General features: G+C 72.6%; 19 protein-coding genes, 4 tRNA genes and 1 riboswitch. Of the genes, 10 read left to right on the top strand and 13 right to left on the bottom strand.

From position 1 onward, the window contains the following. From DQ384_RS33460 to DQ384_RS33445, 4 genes are all read right to left on the bottom strand, one after another. Positions 1 to 1,221: a mechanosensitive ion channel family protein gene (locus DQ384_RS33460; protein ID WP_114032879.1), complete on the bottom strand. Its 1,221-nt coding sequence runs from the start codon at positions 1,219 to 1,221 to the stop codon at positions 1 to 3. Positions 1,222 to 1,442: 221 nt separating this feature from the next. Beyond that, the gene (locus DQ384_RS33455; protein ID WP_114032878.1) at positions 1,443 to 2,438 is read right to left on the bottom strand and encodes a ribonucleotide-diphosphate reductase subunit beta; all 996 of its coding nucleotides are present in this window, start codon (positions 2,436 to 2,438) and stop codon (positions 1,443 to 1,445) included. Then, on the bottom strand, positions 2,438 to 4,696 hold the full coding sequence (locus DQ384_RS33450; protein WP_114032877.1) for a ribonucleoside-diphosphate reductase subunit alpha: 2,259 nt from the start codon (positions 4,694 to 4,696) through the stop codon (positions 2,438 to 2,440). Before DQ384_RS33450 ends, DQ384_RS33455 begins: the two co-directional genes overlap by 1 nt. Positions 4,697 to 4,809: 113 nt before the next feature. Beyond that, a riboswitch (cobalamin riboswitch) is annotated at positions 4,810 to 5,011 on the bottom strand. A gap of 176 nt (positions 5,012 to 5,187) precedes the next feature. Further along, positions 5,188 to 6,150, bottom strand: coding sequence for a Bug family tripartite tricarboxylate transporter substrate binding protein (locus DQ384_RS33445; protein WP_114032876.1), 963 nt, complete (start codon positions 6,148 to 6,150; stop codon positions 5,188 to 5,190). Between the two features lie 442 nt (positions 6,151 to 6,592). Between DQ384_RS33445 and DQ384_RS33440 the strand changes: the two genes are divergently transcribed. Then, positions 6,593 to 7,834 (top strand): polyprenyl synthetase family protein, encoded by a 1,242-nt coding sequence (locus tag DQ384_RS33440; RefSeq protein WP_220183277.1) that lies wholly within the window; start codon positions 6,593 to 6,595, stop codon positions 7,832 to 7,834. Here DQ384_RS33440 and DQ384_RS33435 read toward each other — a convergent pair. After that, positions 7,801 to 8,502, bottom strand: a complete 702-nt coding sequence (locus DQ384_RS33435) for a response regulator transcription factor (RefSeq protein ID WP_114032875.1) — start codon at positions 8,500 to 8,502, stop codon at positions 7,801 to 7,803. The genes DQ384_RS33440 and DQ384_RS33435 overlap by 34 nt on opposite strands. Further along, the gene (locus tag DQ384_RS33430) at positions 8,499 to 9,869 is read right to left on the bottom strand and encodes a sensor histidine kinase (RefSeq protein WP_181871555.1); all 1,371 of its coding nucleotides are present in this window, start codon (positions 9,867 to 9,869) and stop codon (positions 8,499 to 8,501) included. The genes DQ384_RS33435 and DQ384_RS33430 overlap by 4 nt, the downstream gene beginning before the upstream one ends. A 171-nt stretch (positions 9,870 to 10,040) precedes the next feature. Between DQ384_RS33430 and DQ384_RS33425 the strand changes: the two genes are divergently transcribed. Further along, the gene (locus DQ384_RS33425) at positions 10,041 to 11,054 is read left to right on the top strand and encodes a sigma-70 family RNA polymerase sigma factor (RefSeq protein WP_114032874.1); all 1,014 of its coding nucleotides are present in this window, start codon (positions 10,041 to 10,043) and stop codon (positions 11,052 to 11,054) included. Positions 11,055 to 11,139: 85 nt separating this feature from the next. On the opposite strand, the gene DQ384_RS33420 is transcribed toward DQ384_RS33425, so the two are convergent. From DQ384_RS33420 to DQ384_RS33410, 3 genes are all read right to left on the bottom strand, one after another. Next, positions 11,140 to 12,090: a pirin family protein gene (locus DQ384_RS33420; protein WP_220183276.1), complete on the bottom strand. Its 951-nt coding sequence runs from the start codon at positions 12,088 to 12,090 to the stop codon at positions 11,140 to 11,142. Between the two features lie 126 nt (positions 12,091 to 12,216). Further along, positions 12,217 to 14,037 (bottom strand): glutamine--fructose-6-phosphate transaminase (isomerizing), encoded by a 1,821-nt coding sequence (glmS, locus tag DQ384_RS33415; RefSeq protein ID WP_114032873.1) that lies wholly within the window; start codon positions 14,035 to 14,037, stop codon positions 12,217 to 12,219. 16 nt (positions 14,038 to 14,053) lie between these two features. Further along, positions 14,054 to 14,329 (bottom strand): hypothetical protein, encoded by a 276-nt coding sequence (locus DQ384_RS33410; protein ID WP_114032872.1) that lies wholly within the window; start codon positions 14,327 to 14,329, stop codon positions 14,054 to 14,056. Between the two features lie 340 nt (positions 14,330 to 14,669). Between DQ384_RS33410 and DQ384_RS33405 the strand changes: the two genes are divergently transcribed. From DQ384_RS33405 to DQ384_RS33385, 5 genes are all read left to right on the top strand, one after another. Continuing rightward, positions 14,670 to 14,742 (top strand) — tRNA-Gly (locus DQ384_RS33405). An 11-nt stretch (positions 14,743 to 14,753) separates the two neighbouring features. After that, positions 14,754 to 14,824, top strand: a tRNA-Cys gene (locus DQ384_RS33400). 80 nt (positions 14,825 to 14,904) lie between these two features. Next, positions 14,905 to 14,977: transfer RNA gene (locus tag DQ384_RS33395), tRNA-Gly, on the top strand. Positions 14,978 to 14,992: 15 nt separating this feature from the next. After that, positions 14,993 to 15,067 (top strand) — tRNA-Val (locus DQ384_RS33390). Between the two features lie 312 nt (positions 15,068 to 15,379). Then, on the top strand, positions 15,380 to 15,940 hold the full coding sequence (locus tag DQ384_RS33385) for a DJ-1/PfpI family protein (RefSeq protein WP_114032954.1): 561 nt from the start codon (positions 15,380 to 15,382) through the stop codon (positions 15,938 to 15,940). Here the strand turns inward: DQ384_RS33385 and lysA are convergent. Genes lysA through DQ384_RS33375 form a run of 3 tightly spaced genes read right to left on the bottom strand, consistent with a single transcriptional unit; the run spans position 15,937 to position 17,647 of the window. Then, on the bottom strand, positions 15,937 to 17,241 hold the full coding sequence (gene lysA / locus DQ384_RS33380) for a diaminopimelate decarboxylase (protein ID WP_220183275.1): 1,305 nt from the start codon (positions 17,239 to 17,241) through the stop codon (positions 15,937 to 15,939). The genes DQ384_RS33385 and lysA overlap by 4 nt on opposite strands. Beyond that, a complete protein-coding gene (locus DQ384_RS43835) occupies positions 17,238 to 17,369 on the bottom strand; it encodes a hypothetical protein (protein WP_281274156.1) in 132 nt (43 codons plus the stop codon). Before DQ384_RS43835 ends, lysA begins: the two co-directional genes overlap by 4 nt. Then, positions 17,366 to 17,647 carry an SAV_915 family protein gene (locus DQ384_RS33375; RefSeq protein WP_220183274.1) on the bottom strand — a complete coding sequence of 94 codons (282 nt, stop codon included), beginning with the start codon at positions 17,645 to 17,647 and terminating at the stop codon, positions 17,366 to 17,368. The genes DQ384_RS43835 and DQ384_RS33375 overlap by 4 nt, the downstream gene beginning before the upstream one ends. Positions 17,648 to 17,908: 261 nt before the next feature. On the opposite strand from DQ384_RS33375, the gene DQ384_RS33370 reads away from it, so the two are divergent. From DQ384_RS33370 to DQ384_RS33360, 3 genes are all read left to right on the top strand, one after another. Next, positions 17,909 to 18,496 (top strand): NADPH-dependent FMN reductase, encoded by a 588-nt coding sequence (locus DQ384_RS33370; protein WP_114032869.1) that lies wholly within the window; start codon positions 17,909 to 17,911, stop codon positions 18,494 to 18,496. A 39-nt stretch (positions 18,497 to 18,535) separates the two neighbouring features. Then, positions 18,536 to 19,645, top strand: a complete 1,110-nt coding sequence (locus DQ384_RS33365) for a serine hydrolase domain-containing protein (RefSeq protein WP_114032868.1) — start codon at positions 18,536 to 18,538, stop codon at positions 19,643 to 19,645. Positions 19,646 to 19,829: 184 nt separating this feature from the next. After that, on the top strand, positions 19,830 to 20,399 hold the full coding sequence (locus tag DQ384_RS33360; RefSeq protein ID WP_114032867.1) for a dihydrofolate reductase family protein: 570 nt from the start codon (positions 19,830 to 19,832) through the stop codon (positions 20,397 to 20,399). A gap of 136 nt (positions 20,400 to 20,535) precedes the next feature. Here DQ384_RS33360 and DQ384_RS33355 read toward each other — a convergent pair whose 3' ends face one another. Beyond that, entirely contained in the window at positions 20,536 to 21,909 is a 1,374-nt protein-coding gene (locus DQ384_RS33355; protein WP_114032866.1) for an FAD-binding oxidoreductase, read from the bottom strand. Between the last annotated feature and the right edge of the window lie 206 nt (positions 21,910 to 22,115).

Genomic DNA, 22,115 nt, shown 5'->3' with positions numbered 1-22,115 from the left:
TCAGCGCACCGGGCCGCCGTCGGCCTGGGAGTCGGGGGTGTCGTCGGGGTACGGACCGCCGGGCGGCCGCAGGGCGCCGGCGCGTACGGGGGACCTTCCCGGTTTCGCGGCGGACCCGTCCGCCCCGGGGGCGGATCCGTCGCCGCGCCCGGCGGGCGGGAAGTCCTCCACGCGCAGGCGGGGCAGCGCCTCGGGGTAGTGGTCGCGAACGTAGGCCACCAGGTGCTCGCGCATGTCGCACTTCAGGTCCCACACGCTCGGCGCGTCCGAGGCGCTCATCAGGGCCCGCAGCTCGACCAGGCCGTTGGGCTGGACGTCGGTGACCTGGATGGTCCAGTCCTTCTGGTCCCACAGGGGGTGGTCGCGCAGGCGGCGGTACAGCTCGGCCCGCAGCTCGTCCACGGGCACCGACCAGTCGACGTACAGCAGGACGTGCCCGATGACGCGGCTCTCGTAGCGGGTCCAGTTCTCGAACGGCGTCGTGGTGAAGTAGGAGACCGGCAGGATGAGCCGCCGCTCGTCCCACAGCCGCACGACGACGTAGGTGAGGGTCAGTTCCTCTATGCGGCCCCACTCGCCGCCGACCACGACGGCGTCGTCGAGGCGGATGGCGTCGCTGAAGGCGAGCTGGAGCCCGGCGATGAGGTTGCTCAGCGTGGACTGGGCGGCGATGCCCGCGACCACGCCCGCGATGCCCGCCGAGGCCAGCAGCCCGGCGCCGAGCGCGCGGACGGCAGGGAAGCTGAACAGCATGGCGCCCATGTCCACGATGATGATCACGGCGGCGGCGACGCGGCGGACGAGCGCGATCTGGGTGCGGATGCGCCGCGCCCTGCGGTTCCCCTCCCCCTCGACCGTGCTGAGCCTCGCCAGCACCACGTCCGTCACCGCGTACGCGGCCTGGATGACCAGCCAGGCGACGCAGGCGATGAGCAGGAGGGTGACGGCCTGCTCGACCACGGCGGCGGTCGTGGTCGAGGGCGCGTCCGGGGTCCCGGAGGTGTTCTGCTTCCCGAACATGTTCGGCGCGTACACGGTGTTGAACGCGACCAGGGCCGCGGTCGCGAAGCTCGGCCACGTGCAGCGCTGGACCAGCGGGCCCGCGAGGGAGAACCGTCCGTTGACGTGACGGGACCGCAGCACCCGTCTGACCAACTCGACCGCGACGATCGCGGCGAGCACCACGACCACCAGAAGTATCCAGCTTGCTACCGACGACACCGACAGTGCCCCTTTCGTCGTCCTTTCTTATCGTGTGCAGGCGAAAGGCGTAAATCCCGGCGTCGCGGGTGCCCGCCACCGGCGTGGGCCGCGGGGGCCACGCGCCGGCTCGGGCGATCCATAACCAGACATCCGGCCATGAATCTAGAAATAGAGTGACAAGGATCACAAGGCGGCTGCGGGACGGCCGGCCGCCTCGGAGAAACGGCGTGGGACGAGGGTCAGAAGGCCTCGTCGAAGCTGACGCTGCCCTCCACCGCCACCTGGTAGGCGGAGACCCGCCGTTCGAAGAAGTTCGCCAGCTCCTGCACGTCCTGGAGCTCCATGAAGGCGAACGGGTTGGCCGTCCCGTACCGCACCGCCAGCCCGAGCCGGGCCAGGCGCCGGTCGGCGACGTACTCCAGGTACTCGCGCATGCGCTCGGCGCTCATCCCCGCCAGGCCGTCGCCGCACAGGTCGCGGGCGAACGCCAGCTCGGCCGCCACCGCCTCCTCGACCATCCGGGTCACCTGGTCGCCCAGCTCGTCGTCGAAGAGGTCCGGCTCCTCGGCGCGCACGGTGTCCACGACCGAGAACGCGAACTCCATGTGCATGGACTCGTCGCGGAACACCCAGTTCGTCCCCGTCGCCAGCCCGCCGAGCAGCCCGCGCGAGCGCAGCCAGTACACGTACGCGAAGGCGCCGTAGAAGAACAACCCCTCGATGCACGCGGCGAAGCAGATCAGGTTGAGCAGGAACGCCCGGCGGTCGTCCCGCGTCTCCAGGCGGCTCAGCCCGTTGATCGAGTCGATCCAGCGGAAGCAGAACTCGGCCTTGTCCCTGATGGACGGGATGTGCTCGACCGCCGCGAACGCCTTGGCCCGCTCGTCGTGGTCGGGCAGGTAGGTGTCCAGCAGCGTCAGGTAGAACTGCACGTGCACGGCCTCCTCGAAGAGCTGCCGCGACAGGTACAGCCGCGCCTCGGGGGCGTTGACGTGCTGGTAGAGGTTCAGCACGAGGTTGTTGGCCACGATCGAGTCGCCGGTGGCGAAGAAGGCCACCAGCCGGTTGATCAGGTGCCGCTCCCCCGCGCCGAGCTTGGCCAGGTCGGCGAGGTCGGACTGGAGGTCGACCTCCTCGACCGTCCAGGTGTTGCGGATCGCGGCCCGGTACCGCTCGTAGAACTCCGGGTAGCGCATCGGGCGCAGGGTCAGGTTCATGCCGGGGTCGAGCAGCATCACTGGCACGCCTCACAGATCTCGGGGTTCTCCAGGGAGCAGGCGACGGCCTCGGGCACGGAGACGGCGCCCGGTCCTGTGTCCGGTCCTGTGTCCGTCCGGGCGGCCGGCTCGGCCGGCTCCGCGGCGACCGTCGTCTGCGCGATGCGGGTGGCCGGGCGCGAACGCAGGTAGTACGTCGTCTTCAGGCCCGCCCGCCACGCGTAGGCGTACATCGACGAGAGCTTGCCGATGGTAGGGGTCGCCATGAAGAGGTTCAGCGACTGCGACTGGTCGATGTACGGCTGGCGCGCGGCGGCGAGGTCGATCAGCGCCTTCTGCGGCAGCTCCCACGCGGTGCGGTACAGCTCCTTCAGGTCCGCCGGGATCGCCGCGATGTCCTGGACGGAGCCGTCGGCGCGCTTGACCGCGTCCCTGACCTGCGGCGTCCACAGCCCGCGCTCCTGGAGGTCGCGCACGAGATAGCGGTTGACCTGCAGGAACTCGCCCGACAGGGTCTCGCGCTTGAACACGTTGGACACCTGCGGCTCGACGCACTCGTAACATCCCGCGATCGAGGCGATGGTGGCCGTGGGCGCAATCGCGATCATCAGCGAGTTGCGCAGGCCGGTGGCCGCGATCCGCTCGCGCAGGACGGCCCACTCGCCGGGGTGGACGGGCCGCGCCGCCGGATAGTGGTCGAGGTGCAGGACCCCGCGCGCCGCCCGCGTGTCGGCGTACGACGGGTGCGCGCCGTGCGCCTCGGCGAGATCGCACGACGTCCGGTACGCGGCCAGCGCCATCTCCTCGCTGATCCGGGTGGAGAGCGCCAGCGCCTCCGGCGAGTCGAACGGCAGCCGCAGCGCGAAGAACACGTCGGCCAGGCCCATCACTCCCAGGCCGATCGGCCGCCAGCGCTTGTTCGCCGCCTCCGCCTCGGGTGTCGGGTAGTAGCCCCGGTCGATGGACCTGTCGAGGAACCGCACGGCCGTCGCCACCGTGGCGCGCAGCCGCTCCCAGTCGAGGCCGCCCTCCACCAGGTGGGCGGCGAGGTTGACCGAGCCGAGGTTGCACACCGCGGTCTCGGCGTCGCTGGTCACCTCCAGGATCTCGGTGCACAGGTTGGACAGGTGGATCACGTTCCGCGGCAGCGCCGTCTGGTTGGAGGCGCGGTTGGAGGCGTCCTTGAAGGTCATCCAGCCGTTGCCCGTCTGGGCCAGCGTGCGCATCATGCGCCCGTACAGGGCCCTGGCGGGCACCTTCCTGACGTGCCGGCCGGCGGCCTCGGCCTCGCGGTAGGCGGCGTCGAACGCCTCGCCCCACAGGTCGGTGAGCTCCGGGACCTCCTTGGGGTCGAACAGCGACCACTCGCCGTCGGCCTCGACCCGGCGCATGAACTCGTCGGGGATCCAGTTGGCCAGGTTCAGGTTGTGCGTGCGCCGGGCCTCCTCGCCGGTGTTGTCGCGCAACTCCAGGAACTCCTCGACGTCGGCGTGCCACGGTTCGAGGTAGACGCAGGCCGCGCCCTTGCGCCGCCCGCCCTGGTTGACGGCGGCCACGCTCGCGTCCAGCGTGCGCAGCCACGGGACGATGCCGTTGGAGTGGCCGTTGGTGCCCCGGATCAGCGAGCCGCGCGAGCGGACCCGGGTCCAGGCGATGCCGATGCCCCCGGCGTACTTCGACAGGCGCGCCACCTGGCCGTACCGCTCGTAGATCGCGTCCAGCTCGTCGCGCGGCGAGTCCAGCAGGAAGCACGACGAGAGCTGCGGGCGGCGGGTGCCGGAGTTGAACAGCGTCGGCGAGCTCGGCATGTACGACAGCGTGGAGATCAGCCGGTACAGCTCGCCCGCCTCGGCGACGGTGTCCGCCAGCCCGCAGGCCACGCGCAGGAAGAAGTGCTGCGGGCGCTCCAGCACGCCCCGGGTCACGGGGTGACGCAACAGGTAGCGGTCGTAGACGGTGCGCAGCCCGAAGTACTCGAAACGGTCGTCGCCGGCGGGGTCCACCAGCCCGTCCAGCACGGCCGCGTCGTCCCGGACGAAGCCGGCCAGGCGGTCCTGGACCAGCCCCACCGCGTGCGTGGCCGCGATCGACTCCGAGAACGACCGCACGCCGTGCGCCGCCGCCTCCTCGGCGATCTCCTCGGCGAGCAGCCGCGCGGCGACGCGGGAGTTGGCGGGGTCGGCGATGACCCGGGCGGCGGCCTCCTCGATGGCGAGCCGCCTGTGCTCGCTCCCCCCGTCCGGCCGCCGCCTCGGCCGCGAATCAGTCACCGTCACGTGCTGTCTCCTTCGTGCGCTCGGATCACCCCGGGCGGAAGGGCACGGCGGAGCACGACCGGGCGCCCGCGGGCGGGCATGCCGGTCACTCCGTCTCGCGGCCCTCCCTCGGGGCCTGGACGACGTCACCGGCAGGTCTTCGGACTCGCGGGCGCACTCCACACGCCTAATGGCCGTCGCTTCCCAGGCCGCGGGCGGCCCAGTGCTGATGTGACGGCGGTCGTTCCCGCTCACCGCTGCGGGGCAGTTCCGGATTCACACCGGGATTCCCTCTTGCCTCGCCCCGAGGAGCGAACCAGCGACGAGCATGGATCCTACATCTAGTGGCCTGCCCGGCAACAACCCCTATAAGTTGTGTCGGCCCTACGCACCGAGCATGACCACCGGCACGAGGGACGAGTGGCGCCGGGTGTACGCGGCATGGCCGCCCAGATGGCGGCGCGGGGCAACGACCGGCGGGAGAGGCACGAGCGGCCCGGCACGGCGTGGCTCTAGACGCGGACGCCGAGGTCGCCGAGGGCGCGGCCGAGGCGGGCGGACTCCACGCCCAGCCATTGGCGGAAGTCGTCGCCGTCCAGGTACAGCGGGGTCCAGCCGTTGCGCACGCAGATCGCCTGCCAGCGCGGGGAGTCGGCGACGCCGCGGCACATCTGGACCAGGGCCGCCCTGTCGGTCTCTGCCAGGCCGGCCGGGCCCAGCAGGCCCCGCCAGTTCGCGCAGTACAGGTGGACGTCCGACTCCAGCAGGGTCGGGGCCTCGACGCCCGCGAGGCGGTCGGGCGAGGACACCGCGAGCACCCGCAGCTCCCCCGACCGCACGCGCGCCCGCACCGCCGCGTGCCCGGAGATGGCGACGGGAACGCGTCCGGCGGCCAGCGCGGCGACGGCCTCCTCGCAGGTCGGATAGGCCGCGTACCGGACCAGGCGCGGGTCGACGCCGAGGCTCTGGGCCAGCATGCCGAGCAGGACGTGGTCGACCCCGCCCGTGTTCCTGCCCGCGACGGCGAGCCGGGACGGGTCGCGCCGCAGCGCGTCGGCGAACGCGCCGAACGTCGCCAGCCGCGAGGCCGCCGGGACGACGAGGAGCTCCCACTCGCCGCAGAGGCGGGCCAGCGGGGTGGTGCCGGCGAAGGCGGTGGCCTGGCGGACGGCCCGCACCGTCCCGACCAGCTCGGGCTCGGCCATCAGCATCAGGCCGGGTTGCCGGGCGCGGGTGAACTCGGCCAGCGCCGACTCCAGGGGACGGTTGACGACCCGCACCGCCCCGGCCAGCGCCTCGCGCTCGGCCACTCCTTTGAGCGACCGGGCGATCATGTCCGTCTCGCCGCCCGCCGGCCCTGGAACCACCATCGACACCGTGGCGGAGGCGAGCCTGCGGGAGTCGGTGGCGCTCCCGCATCCGGTGGCCATTGCGACAAGCCCCGCCCCGAGCGCGAGCACCTGGCGACGACGCATGGTTCACGCCCTTTCCCCCGATATCACCTAAATGCCCAGATCACCGCCCCCACACACGGCCCCCGCCCGGCCCCGTACAGACCATCCGCGGGTCGCTCCTCGGCGACCGCGCGCGCCGCACCAGGTGTGATCGCGGCCGAGCCGGAAGTGAAGGGAACGGCCGGGTGGAGTAGAGCCGCCCGGAGGGAGGGCTCCGGACGTGTCCCCCATGCGGGGGAGGGAGTTCCCGATGTGGGGGGAGTCGCCGGGGGCGGGCCGGGCGGGAACGTGGGAGTGCGCTGAATTCGTGTTCCCGCCAAGGAGATCATCGTGTCGATGGCACAGCACACGGCGAGTTCGTCCTCGTCGCCGGTGTCGCCCGCCACTCCGGGGCCGCCCCCGCAGCCCTCATCGGCCCCGCGACGCCGCGGCGCCTGCCGGACCTGCGGGCGGGAGGGCTGACATGCGCGGGGTTCCCGAACCCGCCACCCTCGCCGCCGGACCGGCGCCCTCCCGCCGGCACCACCGCGTCCCCGACCGGAGCGGCGACCGCGTCTCCCCGACCGGCGCCCCCGGCACGGACGACGGCCTGGCCATGTGGACGCGGCGGGCGCTGGCCGAGGTGGAGGATCTGCTGGCCTCGTCCCTGCGCAGCCCGGGCGACCCCTTCCTGACCTCCGTCGCCACGCACCTGCTCGGCGCGGGCGGCAAGCGGCTGCGCCCGAGGATCGCCCTGCTCGCCGCGACGTTCGGCGACCCCGGACGGCCCGGCGTGATCCGCGCGGCGGCGGCCGTCGAGCTGGCGCACGTGGCGTCGCTGTACCACGACGACGTGATGGACGAGGCCGCGACGCGCCGCGGCGTGCCCAGCGTCAACGCGCGGTGGGGGAACCGCGTGGCCATCCTCGCCGGGGACTACCTGGTCGCCAAGTCCGCCGAACTGGCCGCGCCCCTCGGACCGGCCGCCGCCGAGGAGCAGGCCAGGATGCTGACCCGCCTCGTCGCCGGGCAGATCCGCGAAGCCGCCGGCGTGGCCACCGGCCGGCACCAGCATGCCAGGACGCGGGCCGCCGTCCCGGGACCGGGCTCCACCGTGCGATGCGGCGACCGGGGGGGACGTCGCGACGTACGGAACGGTGACCCCGAGCGGTACTACATGAGGGTCATCGCCGACAAGACGGCCGCGTTGTTCGCGCTGGCCGCGCGGCTCGGGGCGCACGCCGCGGGGGCGCGCCCCGAGCTCCGCGACGCGCTCGGCGAGTTCGCGGAGGCGTACGGCATCGCCTTCCAGTTGTGCGACGACGTGCTCGACCTCGCCGAGCCGTCCGCGCGCGCGGGGAAACCCGCGGGCGCGGACCTGCGGCAGGGCGTGCCCACGCTGCCGATGCTGCGGGCCCTGCGGGGGCGGGGCCGCGGACCGGCGAGGCTGCGCAGGCTGGTGGCCCGGGGGCCGATCACGGACGCGAACCGCCTGGCCGCCGTGACCCGCCTGCTGCGGGACTCCCCGGGCCTCGCCCAGGCCCGCGCCGAGGTCGAGCGGTACGCGGACCGGGCCCGGCGCGCCCTCGGCGCCCTGCCGGACTCCCCGGCGCGCGCGGCCCTCGACGGCATGTGCGGCGAGCTCGTGTCCCGCGCGTCCGGCCCTCCGGCCTCCGAGGCGGGCCCTCCCGGTCACCCCTCGGGGCTGACGAAGCCGGACTCGTAGGCGGCGATCACCGCCTGCGTGCGGTCACGGACGGCGAGTTTGGTGAGGATGTTGCCGACATGGGTCTTGACGGTCTCGGCTCCGACCACGAGGTGGGCGGCGATCTCGGCGTTGGACAGGCCGGTGGCCATGAGCCGCAGGACGGCCTCCTCCCGTTCGGTCAGCCGGGCGCGGCGCAGCCGGTCGGCGGCCGGGCCCGTGGCCGCGGGCCCGCGCCCGTGGGCGCCGGCCAGGCGGCGGATCGCGGCCGGGAACACCAGAGACTCTCCCCGCGCCACCACCCGCACGGCCTGCACCACCTCCGCCGGGCGGGCGCGCTTGAGCAGGAAGCCGCTCGCGCCCGCCCGCAGCGCCTCGTACACGTGGTCGTCGTTCTCGAACGTGGTGACGACGAGCACCTTCGGGGGCGCGGCGGAGGCGGCCAGCAGGCGGCGCGTCGCCTCGATGCCGTCGATGGCGGGCATCCGCACGTCCATGAGCAGCACGTCGGGGCGGGAGCGCGCCACCAACGCCATCACCTCGGCCCCGTCGGCCGCCTCGCCGACGACCTCCAGATCGGGCTGTGCGTCGACGATGACGCGCAGCCCCACCCGGATCAGCTCCTCGTCGTCGACGATGCCCACGCGTATCGAGGTATCGGCAACAGGGCGGAATACGGGCGCATTCATCGGGGCCGTTCCACCGGCAGGCGTACGGACACCTTCCACCGCCCGCCGTCAGGCCCGGCGGACATGGAGCCGCCGAGCAGGATGACGCGCTCGCGCATGCCCGCCAGCCCCCGCCCGCCCTCGCGGCGCACGAGGGAGCCGGTCACGGGGTTGGTCACGTCGATGGCCAGCGTGCGGGCGTCGGCGGCGACGCGCACCGCCACCGGGACCGGGCCCGCGTGCCGCAGCACGTTGGTGAGGCTCTCCTGGATGATGCGATACCCCTCGCGCGACACGGGGGCCGACAGCTCCGCCACCGGCCCCACGACCTGGGCGCGCACCTCGACGCCCGTGCCACGCGAGTGTTCCACGAGGCGGCCCAGGTCGGCCAGCCCGTGGTGGGGGGCGCCGTCCTCGGACGAGCCGCCGACAGGACGGACGCCACCGTCCGCGAACCCGGCCGTGCCGTCACCGATGATCCCGAACGTGCCACCGTCCGCGATTCCGGCCATGCGGTCGCCCGCGAACGCGGGCGCCTCGGCGGGGTCGGGCTCGCGCAGCATGCCGAGCACGCGGTCCAGGTCCTCCGCCGCGGCGCGGCCGGTCTCCTCGATGGCGGCGAGGGCGCGGCCCGCGAAGTCCGGATCGGTGCGCAGCAGCTCGCGCGCGGCGGCGGCCTGTAACGTCGTCACGGTCAGCGCGTGGCCGATGGAGTCGTGAAGCTCGCGGGCCAGGCGGTTGCGCTCGGCCAGCCTGGCGGCGCGCGCCTCCAGCGCGGCGATCCGCTCGGAGGAGGACGGGCCGAGCAGCACCGGCGCCATCACGGCCGCGAGGCCGCCGAGCCCGGCGACGGCGTAGAGCACGCCGACCGGCATGAGCACGCCGAGCAACCCGAGCCACAGGCTGCCGTGCCGGTCCAGCGGCCCGAGCCACATCCCGTCGAGGGCGCCGCTCACGATGCCGAGCGACTCGCCGGCGAACGCCAGCCCCATCACCAGCGGGATGAGCAGTAGTAACCCGACCAGTCCCCCGGCGACCAAGTGGACCGCGAACCACAGGGCCGCCCGCAGGCGGGTCTCACGCCCTGCCCGGCCGGGCTCGGCCGTCACGGGCGGGTCGGGAAGGGCCACGCCGAGCAGCGAGCGCGCGGCCGCGATCTCCAGGGCGCGCGTGCCGCGCAGGAACGGCGGCACCAGGCCGATCACGGCGACGAGGGCGAGCACGAGCACGAGCAGCCCGTACGGCGCGCCGGGGACGGCGAACATGCCGGCGAAGGCCACGCCGAGCAGGACGTACGGCAGGAGCAGGACCGCGCCGAGCAGCAGGTGGACGGCGCGCCGGTACGTCGTGCCGCTGACGAGCGGGGCGACCAGGCCGCGGATCCACACGCCCGCCATTCTCCCAGACCACCCACTCCCGGCTCCGCCGTCTCTCAGCCACCCGGACGGCGCCTGGCTCACGTTTTCGTCGTAGGCGGGCGCTATACAGGGACGGACACCGGTGGGCTGGGCCGACGGCCCTCGGCCGGCGCCGAATGAGGGGGACGAAAGGTCACGGTCATGACGAGAACCCAGGTCGAACCAGCACACACCCATCCGAGGCAGGACTTCCCTCGCCTGGCCGATCCGTTCCGGCGCGAGCTCCTGGCCCACTGCTATCGGATGACGGGCTCGGTGCACGACGCGGAAGACCTGGTGCAGGAGACCTACCTGCGCGCGTGGCGTTCCTTCGACGGCTTCGAGGGGCGCTCGTCGCTGCGGACGTGGCTGTACCGCATCGCGACGTCCGCGTGCCTGACGGCCCTGCGGAGCCGAGGCCGCCGCGCCCTGCCCACCGGTCTGGGCGGGCCCGGAGCCGACCCCGCCGATCCTCTGACCGCCCTGCCCGAGGTCACCTGGCTGGAGCCGCTGCCCGACGCGCTCGCCGGGGCGGCCCCCGCCGACCCGGCCGCGATCGTGACCTCGCGCGAGAGCGTGCGCCTGGCGTTCGTCGCGGCCCTGCAGCACCTGCCGCCGCGCCAGCGGGCCGTGCTGATCCTCCGGGACGTCATGCAGTGGCGGGCCGCCGAGGTCGCGTCGATGCTGGACCTCACGACGACGGCGGTGAACAGCCTCCTGCAGCGCGCCCGCGCCCAGCTCGCCCGCGTGTCGCCGAGCGAGGAGACCGTCGCGGAGCCCACGGCGGCCCGCGAGCGCGAGCTGCTCGACCGGTACGTCGCGGCCTTCGAGCGCAAGGACGTCGGCGCGATCGTCGAGCTGTTCAGGGCCGACGCCGTCTGGGAGATGCCGCCCTACACCGCCTGGTATCAGGGCCGCGAGCGCATCGCCCGCCATCTGGAGACGGTGTGCCCGGCACGCCCGGGCCGCGTCCTCCTGGTGCCGGTCACCGCCAACGGCCGGCCCGCGTTCGGGCTGTACCTGCGAGACGGCGAGGACGGCGGCTACAGGGCCTTCACCCTGCAGGTGCTGACGGTGGCCCCGGCGGGCATCACCCACGTGGCGAACTTCATGAGCCCCGGGCTGTTCGAGACGTTCGGCCTGCCCCGCGTCCGGCCCGCCGTCACGGGCGGGTGAGCGTCACCGGACGGCCGGGCGCCGGACCGTCCGGTGACGGGGGCTCGCCGGCGGCGTCGGACGGTCCGTCAGCCCCGGCGGTTCCTCAGCGGTGGCGGGGGCGGGCCTTCAGGCGGGCGCCGGGCAGGGCCGGGGCGGGCAGCGGCGCGCCGTCGAAGCCCTCGACGGCGCCGAACGCGGTGCCCTCCGCCCATTCCTTGCGGAACCGCTCGATCTCCTCGTGGGTGCGGCCGACGAAGTTCCACCACATGACGAGCCGCTCCTCGAACGGCTCGCCGCCGAGCAGCAGCACCCGGCTCGCGGGTCCCGCGGCGAAGGCCAGCTCGGTGCGCCCCTGCCCGAGGTACAGCAGCGGCCCTGGCTCCAGGGCGGCGCCGTCCACCTCGGCCGCGCCGCTCATCACCAGCGCGGCGTACTCGAAGTCGGGCCGGACGTGCAGGGTGGTCGCCGCGCCCTCCTCCAGGGCCAGCTCGGCGCCGACGAGCGGGGTGTAGGCGCGCGCGGGTGAGGTCGCCCCGCCGAGCTCGCCGATGATGACGGTCGTCCTGACGCCCGGCCCGGTCAGCACCGGCAGGTCGGGGTGATGGTCGAACGCCGGCTCGGTGTGCCGGGACGCGTCGGGGAGCGCCACCCAGAGCTGGACGCCGTGCAGGACGCCCTCCACCGGCGACTCCTCGGCGTGGGAGATCGCGCGGCCGGCCGTCATGAGGTTCAGCCGCCCGGGGGTGATCACCTGCTCGCTGCCGAGGCTGTCGCGGTGCAGGACCTCCCCTTCGAGCAGCCAGGTGACCGTCTGGAGGCCGGTGTGCGGGTGGGGGGCCACCCGCATGGCGGCGGGCTCGGGGCCGTAGTGGTCGACGAAGCACCACGCGCCGACCATGCGGCGGTCGCGGCCGGGGAGGCTGCGGGTCACCTTCATGCCCCGGGTGCCGCCGAGGACGACGTCCCGTCCCTCCAGCAGCTCGTGCGCGACACCCGCGGCCTGCGCCGAGCCCTCGCACACCGTCTCCTGAGGATCGCTTTCCAGATTGCTCACCCGACGACTGTACGACCCACCCGCCCGGCCGTGCCCCGCACGGTGGGTCCCGGTCCCCGGACGAGCGCGCCCGTCCGGGGACCGGGAAGCCGGGCGGGCACGCGTCGACAGGTCAGCCCGGAGACGTCACTCGACGGTGACGCTCTTGGCCAGGTTGCGCGGCTTGTCGACGTCGCGCTCCAGGGCGACGGCCGCGTGGTAGGCGAAGAGCTGGAGGGGGATGCCGAGGAGGATCGGGTCCAGCTCGACCTCGTTCTTCGGCACCACGATGACGTCCTCGGCCAGCTTGGCGTCCGGCTCGCGGTGGCCGATCATGAGCACCTTGCCGCCCCGGGCGCGGATCTCCCCGAGGGTGGTGAGGTTCTTGTCGAGCAGCTCGTCGTCGGGGACGACCGCCACCGTGGGCATGTCCGGGCCGATCAGCGCCAGCGGGCCGTGCTTCAGCTCGCTCGCCGGGTACGCCTCGGCGTGCACGTAGGAGATCTCCTTGAGCTTCTGCGCGCCCTCGCGGGCCACCGGGTACCCGCGCACCCGCCCGACGAACATCATGCCGGGGTGGGGCGCGTACTTGCGGGCGAGGGCGGCGATGGCGTCGCCCTGCTCGACGATCCGCTCGATCTGCTCGGGCAGCCTCCTGAGCCCGTCGGCGATGCGCCGCCCGTCGGAGGGGGACAGGTCGCGGACGCGGCCGAAGTGCAGCGCGATCAGCGCGAACGCGACGGCCGTCGAGGTGAACGCCTTGGTGGAGGCCACCGAGACCTCGGGCCCCGCGTGCAGGTAGACGCCGCCGTCCACCTCGCGGGCGATGGCGCTGCCGACCGCGTTGACGACGCCGAGCACGCGCCCGCCCTTGCGCTTCAACTCCTGGACGGCGGCGAGCGTGTCGTAGGTCTCGCCCGACTGGCTGACGGCGACGTACAACGTGTCGTGCTCGACCACGGGGCTGCGGTAGCGGAACTCGGAGGCGGGCTCGGCGTCGGCGGGGATGCGGGCGAGCTCCTCGATGAGCTGGGCGCCGATCTGGCCGGCGTAGTAGGCCGAGCCACAGCCGATGATCTTGACGCGGCGGAAGGCGCGGGTCTCGCGGGGGTCGAGGTTGAGCCCGCCCAGGTGGGCGATGTGGAAGCGGTCGTCGAGGCGCCCGCGCAGCGTGCGCGCCACCGACTCGGGCTGGTCGGAGATCTCCTTGAGCAGGTAGTGCTCGTACCCGCCGGTGTCGTAGTGCCCGGCGTCCCAGTCGACGGTCAGCGGCTCCTTGGACGTGGCGCGGGCGTCCATGGTGAACGTGTGGAAGCCGTCGGCCTTCAGCACGGCGAGCTCGCCGTCCTCCAGGTGGACGACCTGGCGGGTGTAGCGGACCAGCGCGGCGACGTCGGAGGCGCAGAACATCTCCTTCTCGCCGATGCCGATCACGATCGGGCTGCCGTTGCGGGCGACGACGATCTCGGAGCCGCGCTCGGCGTCCACGACGGCGATGCCGTAGGTGCCGACGACGCTCTTCAGCGCCTTCCTGACGGCCTCCTCCAGCGAGCCGGTGTCCTGGACGGTGCGGGCGATCAGGTGGGCGAGCACCTCGGTGTCGGTCTCGGAGACGAACACGGCGCCGTCGGCGATCAGCTTGGCGCGCAGTTCGTCGGCGTTCTCGATGATGCCGTTGTGGACGACCGCGATGCGCTCCTTGGTGTCCAGGTGGGGGTGGGCGTTGACGTCGTTGGGCACGCCGTGCGTGGCCCAGCGGGTGTGCCCGATGCCGAGACCGCCCTTGAACCGCGCGGGCACGGCCCCGGCCAGGTCGGCGACCCTGCCCTTGACCTTGCGTACTTTCAGCCCTTTGTTGTTCACCACGAGACCGGCCGAGTCGTAGCCTCGGTACTCCAGGCGCTGCAGTCCTTCCAGAAGGATCGGCGCCGCGTCCTTCGGCCCGATATAAGCGACGATTCCGCACATTTCAATCTCCTTGGCGCTAGCCGTACACGATGCGGCGCAGTTGGCGCAGGGACAGCTCGGGGGCCGCGACGCGGCGGGCCGACAGCTCGGCGGCGATACCGGGGAAGATCTGATCGTTGGTGAGACCTCGGGCCTTCATCTCACTGTGACGGCGGCGGACGTACTCCTCGACGGACTCGGAGAAGTAGGCCACCACCTCCGCCACGACCCGTGCCGCCTCCCCCGGGCCGAGGGAGGTCGTCCGGGTCAGGTGGGTGATCAGATCCTCGTAGGAATGCCGGGCCGTTGACACAGGCCAGGACTTTACGCAGGAAAGAGATGACACGCCAAGATTTCTGCCCGAATTCGGGCAAGGATACGCACTAGAAGGGCTTGCCGTCCGGCATCGAGCAGGCAATGGACACGTCGAGCACACCGGGCGCTCCCGATCCGGCAGGGGCATGGACGCCCAGTACCCGCGAACCGGCCGGTCACGCGCCGCGCGCCGCCCACCTCGCCCGAGGATGCCACGGGAGGGCGGGCCGCCGGTCAGGTTCGCACGTTCGAAGACGGCTCACGCGGCGGACTGCGCACACCAGGTCCGTGGACGCGCTAGAGTCTTTGCGTGACCGGGGAGCGTTCCCGGGGCTCACGCGGACGTGGCTCAGCTGGTAGAGCATCACCTTGCCAAGGTGAGGGTCGCGGGTTCGAATCCCGTCGTCCGCTCGAAAGATCCTGGTGGAGTGGCCGAGAGGCGAGGCAGCGGCCTGCAAAGCCGCGTACACGGGTTCAAATCCCGTCTCCACCTCGACGGGATCTCGCACTTCCGGGATCCGGTAAAGTTGTACCAGGCGTCGGCAAGGGCCCTCCGAGGTTCTTGGTGATCGCGCGGACGTGGCTCAGCTGGTAGAGCATCACCTTGCCAAGGTGAGGGTCGCGGGTTCGAATCCCGTCGTCCGCTCTGATTCCTCATCGAGGGCGATTAGCTCAGTGGGAGAGCGCTACCTTGACACGGTAGAGGCCACTGGTTCAATCCCAGTATCGCCCACCATCAGAAGCCCAGGCCGACGGCCTGGGCTTTCTGCTTTCCCCGGCCCGATGGGCCCCGGCGCGGCGAACCGAACGGATGAAGCGGACGTCTCACTTACGTGGACCTCAGACGCGCGCTGCCCGTCGTCCTGGCCGTCGCCGGCGTGTGCGCGGCGGCCCTCCTGATCTGGTGGGCGGTTAGCCCGTCGCCGCCGGCGCCGGTGTCGTGTCCCGTACGAACCGGAACGGGACATAGCTTGGTGGTTGACCGGGCAGGGGGCGGCTCGACACGATCGACGGGGAAGGACGCACGGACGAGGGAGGGGTGTCCGCGATGGCGAGAGTTCTGATCATCACCGGTGACGCGGCCGAGGATCTCGAGGTGATGTATCCGTACCAGCGGCTGCTTGAGGAGGGATACGAGGTCGACATCGCCGCGCCGAGCGCCAAGAAGCTCCAGTTCGTCGTGCACGACTTCGTGGCCGGCTTCGACACCTACACCGAGAAGCCCGGCCACTCCTGGCCCGCCGACGTCGCCTTCGCGGACGTCGACCCGTCCGCCTACGCGGCGCTGGTGATCCCTGGCGGGCGCGCGCCCGAGTACATCCGCAACGACGCCGACTGCCGCCGCATCGTGCGCCACTTCGCCGAGAACGGCCTGCCCATCGCCGCGCTGTGCCACGGCCCGCTGGTCCTGGCCGCCGCCGGTGTGCTGAAGGGCCGGTCGAGCAGCGCTTACCCCGCCTGCGCGCCCGACGTCGAGCTGGCCGGGGCGACCTGGGTGGACAGCGAGGCGCACATCGACGGCAACCTGGTCACCGGCCGCGCCTGGCCGGACCACCCCGCCTGGATGCGCGAGTTCCTCAAGATCCTCAAGGTCACGGCTCCGGCCTAGAACCCGACGTCCCGGCGCATCAGATCGTCCGGGTCCTCCCTGCGGACCACCAGGCGGGGCCCGGCCTCGCCGACGGCGACCACGGGCGGGCGGCCGGTGAGGTTGTAGGTCGAGGCCATCGAGTGGTGGTACGCGCCGGTGGCGGCCACGGCGATCAGGTCGCCGGGGTGGACGTCGGCGGGCAGCGGCACGTCCTCGGCGAGGGTGTCCCCGGCCTCGCAGTGGTGCCCGACCACGGTCACGGCGCGCGTGCCCGCGTGCGTCCTGCGCCCGATCAGCCGCATCTCGTACGGCGCGCCGTACAGGGCGTGGCGGGGGTTGTCGCTCATGCCGCCGTCGACGGCGACGTACGTCCGGTTGAGGCCCTTCTTGAGGGAGATGACCCGGTACAAGGTCAGGCCCGCGGGCCCGCTGATGGCCCGCCCGGGTTCGACGATCAGCCGGGGCGCGGGCAGCCCGAGGCCGGCGCACCGATCCTCGACGGCCGCGGTCAGCCGGCGGGCGTAGGACGGGATGTCCAGCCCGTGCTCTCCTTCGAGGTAGGCGATGCCGTGCCCGCCACCGAGGTCCAGCTCGGGCAGGGCGATCCCGTGGCCTTCGCGGATGCGGGCCATCTGCTCGACCATCACCCGCGCGGCGGCCTCGTACGGCTCGGGCGCGCAGATCTGGGAGCCCAGGTGGCAGTGCAGGCCGGCGAGCCGCAGCCGGGGCTGCGCCAGGACCCGTCCCACGGCGTCGCCTGCGGCGCCCGTGGCGATCGAGAGGCCGAACTTCTGGTCCTCTCCCCCGGTGCGGACGGCCGCGCAGACTCCGGCGTCGATGTCGGGGATGACCCGGATCAGCACCTTCTGCCGCCGGCCCGCCGGGACCAGCGCCGCTAGGCGGTTGATCTCGGCGATGTTGTCCACGACGATCCGCCCCACGCCCTCGGCGACCGCGTACTGCAACTCGTGCGGCGTCTTGGCGTTGCCGTGGAAGAGGATCCGTTCCGCCGGGAAGCCGGACGCCCGCGCGACCGCCAGTTCGCCGCCGCTGCACACGTCCAGGCCGAGGCCCTCGGCGCGGATCCAGCCGGCCATCGCGCGGCAGAGGAACGCCTTGGCCGCGTAGGCGATCTCGGCGTCCGGCAGGGCCGCCCGGTAGGCGCGGCACCGCCCGCGGACGTCGGTCTCGTCGACGACATAGGTGGGCGTGCCGAACCGGTTCGCGATCGCCGTCAGGGACGCTCCCGAGACGGTGGCGTCGCCGTCGGGCTCGAACACCGTGGTCGCGGACCACGGCCAGTGGGTGGTTTCGGTCATGAGAGACATGGGGCCTCGCCTCCCGCGGGGTCTTCGGGGATGTCGGCGGAGTCCTCGGCCGCGGGGACGGCGGGGTCCTCGGTGAGGTCTCCGGTGGTCTCCAGGGACTGCGCCAGGACGCACATCACGCGGCCCGCACGACGCCGCGCTCGGGGGCGCGGGCGGGCGTGGCGCCCGCGGGGTCGAGGACGATCCCGGTGACACCGAGATCGGCGAGCATGTGCCGCAGGGCGGGTTCGCTGAGGCGGATCCAGTGCTGCCCCTCGCCGAGCACCCTGGTCAGCGCCAGGGGCGAGGAGAAAGCGACGGCCGTCCTCGCCCCGGCGACCGTCCGGAACAGGCGCAGCGACACGACGTCGGCCCCTCGCACCGGGACCACTAACAGCGGATCGGCTTCGGTTCCCACGATCTTTCCTCCTGGCAGCGGTTCTCGAGGCCCTTCACATTCGCCTCGAACGCCACGCTAGGACGAGAGAAGGCGTCTGATATCTGCTCTTGACGCCCTTCTGACGGCTGTGCCCGGAGAACCGACGCGGCTTTGACGCGCCGCCGCCACCCCGGCGTGAGGACGTGAGCAGAGGGCCGTAAGCCCGTGAGCAACAAACCGTAAACGGCGCCGGGCACAGTGAGAACGTCGAGGCGGACGTGAGCGCTGAGGAGGCCGGAGATGCCGGAGAGCCATAGGTTGCGGGTGGCCGTCATCATCGGCAGCACCCGTAACGGCCGGTTCGGCCCCACGGTGGCCCGCTGGTTCAGCGCCCGTGCCGTCAGGCGTGGAGACCTCGACGTCGACCTGATCGACCTGGCCGAGACCCGCCTGCCCGAGACGCTCACCGACCAGGACGAGGCCATCCCGCCCCAGGTCCGCGCCCTCGCGCCCCGCCTCGCCGCCGCCGACGCCTTCGTCATCGTCACGCCCGAGTACAACCAGAGCTTTCCGGCGCCGCTGAAGACCGCCATCGACTGGTATTACGAGGAATGGAAGGCCAAGCCCGTCACCTTCGTCTCCTATGGCAGGGAGTCGGGCGGACTGCACGCCGTCGCCCAGTTGCGCCAGGTCTTCACCGAACTGCACGCCGTGCCGATCCGCAACACGATCAGCCTCCCCTGCTACTGGGAGCTGTTCGCCGCCGACGGGAGCTGGCCGAGACCGGGCGCGGACTGCAACAGCGCCATCAAGACGACCTTGGACCAGCTCGCCTGGTGGGCGCACGCCCTGCGCGCCGCGCGGGCCGAGCGTCCGTACACGACCTGAGACCTCCCTCCCATCCATCACAGAACAGAAGCGATAGCCATGAGCGACCTTCAGCAGCAGGTGCAGAACACCATCGACGAGCTGGTCGAGTCCGGAGCCGAGCGGGGGCTGCAGGTCGCCGTGTACAAGGACGGTGACCTGGTCGTGGACGCGGTCGCCGGCACCGACCCGGCCACCGGGCGCGCGATCACCAGCGACACCCCGATCTACAGCAGCTCCACCGGCAAGTCCCTCACCAGCGCCGTGGTGCACGTGCTGGCCGAGCAGGGCGTGTTCTCCTACGACACCCCCATCTCCGAGGTGTGGCCGGAGTTCGCCGCGCACGGCAAGCAGGCCGCGACCATCCGCCACGCGCTGGCCTTCACCGTCGGCGTCCCGGGCGTCCCCGAGGACACCACCGCCGACGACCTGCTCGACTGGGACAAGATCACCACCGCGCTGGCCGGGACCGAGCCGTGGTGGGAGCCGGGCACCAAGGTCGGCTACCACCCCCAGACCTTCGGCTACATCCTGGGCGAAATCGTCCGCCGCGCCACCGGCAAGCCCATCTCCCAGGTCCTGCACGAGCAGATCGCCCGGCCGCTGGGACTGGAGCGGGAGATCTACCTGGGCGTCCCCGAGACCGAGCTGTCGCGGGTCGCGCGGCTGGAGCAGACGGGCCCGCAGATCGACATCGAGCAGCTACGCGCGATGATGCCGACCTTCTTCAAGATCGCGCCGCCGGCCGTGCAGCTGTCGGCCGAGCTGTGCAATCGCGACGACTACCTCAAGGCCGACATCCCGGCCGGTGGCACGCTGACCGCGCGTGGCGTGGCCAAGGTGTACGCGGCGCTGGCCGGGCAGCTTCCCGGGACCAAGCCGCTGGTGTCGGCCGAGCGGCTGGCCGAGATCTCGGCGGTGGCCGTCGCCGACACCGACCAGATCTTCGGCATGCCCACCCAGTACGCGCTGGGCTACTCGATCGGCCGCCCGGTGCCCGACGCGCCCGCCGGCGCCACCATCATCGGCTGGCCGGGCGCCGGCGGCAGCGTGGCCGATGTCGACCTGACCAACGACATCGCCTTCGCCGTCACCAAGACCCGCTTCACCTCTGGCGACTTCACCACCATCGCCCCCATCTCCGCCCTGGTCACCAAGTCCCTCACCTGACCCGGCCCCACGTCTCCAGGCCAGGTCCGTCCTGAACCCGGACCTGGCCTGGTCATCCCCCGGACCCGCCCCGGCCGGCCGTGTGCCTCCTCTGGGGCGCACCGTCCCTGATCGCCGGTGCGCCCCGGAGGTCGTGGGCGGGTCCGGTCCAAATCGGCCACCCGACCTACCACCTGGAGCTTCCGTGTCCCGCAAGATCATCGCCGTAGTGTACGCCTCGCTGGACGGCGTCATCGACAACCCCGAATGGTCCATGCCCTACTTCAACGAACAGGCCGGCCAGCGCGCCCGCGCCACCCTGTTCGCCAGCGACACCCTGCTGCTCGGGAAGGGCACCTACGAGGGCTTCGCCCAGGCCTGGCCCACCATGGCCGAGCAGGAGGGCCTGGATGGGTTCGCCCACCGGATGAACACCCTGCCCAAATACGTCGTCTCCACCACCATCGACAAGACGGAATGGGGCCCGGTCACGGTCATCCGCGACGACGTCATCAAGCAGATCACCGAGCTGAAGAACAAGCCCGGCGACAACATCCTCATCTACGGCGTCGGGCGGCTCGCCCACACCCTGCTCGAACACGGCCTGCTCGACGAGCTGGAGATCTGGATCCACCCCGTCCTGGTCGGCATCACCGCCCCCGGCGCCCAGATCGTCCGCGAGGGCAGCAAGGCCCTGCTCGAACTCGCCGAGGCCACCACCTTCGACTCCGGCATCGCCGTCCTGTCCTACCGCCCGGCCACGACCGCCGACTGACATCACCGAACGACCACCGAGGGGCGCGCACGGCCACCGTGCGCGCCCCTTCCGCGTCGCGCGCGTGCCGGTGGCCCAGCGCGGCACGACGAAAGGGGGACCGGGCCGGCCCGGTCCCCCTTTCGTGCGCCTGCGGTCAGCCGGCGTGGGGTGGCATGGCCGGGGGGATGTTGTGGTTCAGGCGGAACAGGTTGGAGGGGTCGTAGTCCCGCTTCACCTCGGCGAGCCGCCGGTAGTCGGCGGCCGTGTAGGCGGCGGGCACCCGTTCCGGGTCGCCGAGGAAGTTCAGGAACGTGGCGCCGGTGCCGTGCGGCCTGAGCTTCGCCGTCACCTCCGGCACGTCGGCGTCCACGCTGATGGCGAACGGCGCCATGCGCGGGCCGATCGGCCCGGCGTCCGGGCCGGGGGCGGACATGGCGCCGCCCCAGTGCCGGAGCTCCACGCTGGCCACCGGCGACTCCGGGTCCTCCTGGATCGCGGTGGCGAGCGCGTCCACGACCGGGTCGGGCAGCTCGTGGTAGAAGTCCAGGAACGGCGCGGCCTGGCCGCCCATGACCGCGTCGGCGAAGGCCGTCGGGCGGATGTCGTCCAGGAAGGCGGGCCCGGCCACCTCGCGCAGCGGGCGCAGCAGCCGCTCGCCCTCCGCCGGGTCGCCGGCGTACATGGCCTTGACGACGAGCACGCGCCGGCCGCGCACGGCCTCGTGGAAGTCCTCGGTGTCGGGAACGCGCCGCAGGACGATGGCGGTGCTCAGCGCGTCGGGGGCCTCGGCCGCCCACCGCCGGTAGAAGTCGAGCGTCTCGGCGCCGCGTTCGATGGAGTGGTACGACTGGCCCGCGTAGACCTCGGGGACCGGGTAGAGCCGGAACTCCAGCGCGGTGACGACGCCGAAGTTGGCGCCGCCTCCGCGCAGCGCCCAGAACAGCGCGGGGTGGCTGTCCGGGCTCGCGGTGACGAGGGAGCCGTCCGCGGTGACGACCTCGGCGCGCAGCACGCTGTCGGCGGCGAAGCCGTGCTTGCGTCCCAGCCATCCGACCCCGCCGCCGAGAGTGTAGCCCGTGACGCCGACGACGGCCGAGGAGCCGGCGAGCGGCGCGAGGCCGGACCGCCTGGCCTCGGCGATCACCTCGCCCCACAGCGCGCCGGGGCCGACGCGGGCGATCCGCCGGTCCGGGTCGACCATGACGGCCGCCTGGGAGTCGGTCCTGAGCAGGACGCCTCCGTCGGAGGGGACCCAGGTGCCGTGCCCGGTGACCTGGACGGCCAGCGGCAGTTCCTCCTCGCGGGCGGTGAGGACGGCGGCGCGGACGTCCGCGGGCCCGGAAGCCTCGGCGACGATCACCGGGTAGGGGTCGATCGTGTCATATAGGGGTTCCCGGTATTCGTCGTATCCGGGGTCGTCCGGACGGTGAACGGCGCCCGCGAAACCGAGGCGCGAAAGGCGGGCGGCGACGGCGGCGGCGTCGATCCCGGGATATCGGTACGTCTGCTCCTGCACGTTCTGGCTCATCTCAAAACCCTTCCGTCATATCCATCGAAGATCGTCCTGGCGGGCGTTCGGTGGTCGGCGCCCAGGTGGGCGGCCTTCTCGGGGAAAGCCGGAGCAGGCGAGCCGTTCTCCGCACCCGGCTCAAGGGCCGGCGCGAGGGATCCGGACGGGAGGCCGCTCGCCCGGCGCCCGTACGCCGCGGACCGCGTCCGCTGCCCTGCGGGCTG

This window comes from Sphaerisporangium album (assembly GCF_003323745.1).
Taxonomy (GTDB): Bacteria; Actinomycetota; Actinomycetes; order Streptosporangiales; family Streptosporangiaceae; genus Sphaerisporangium; species Sphaerisporangium album.
This window is presented reverse-complemented; position numbering and strand designations above follow the sequence as displayed.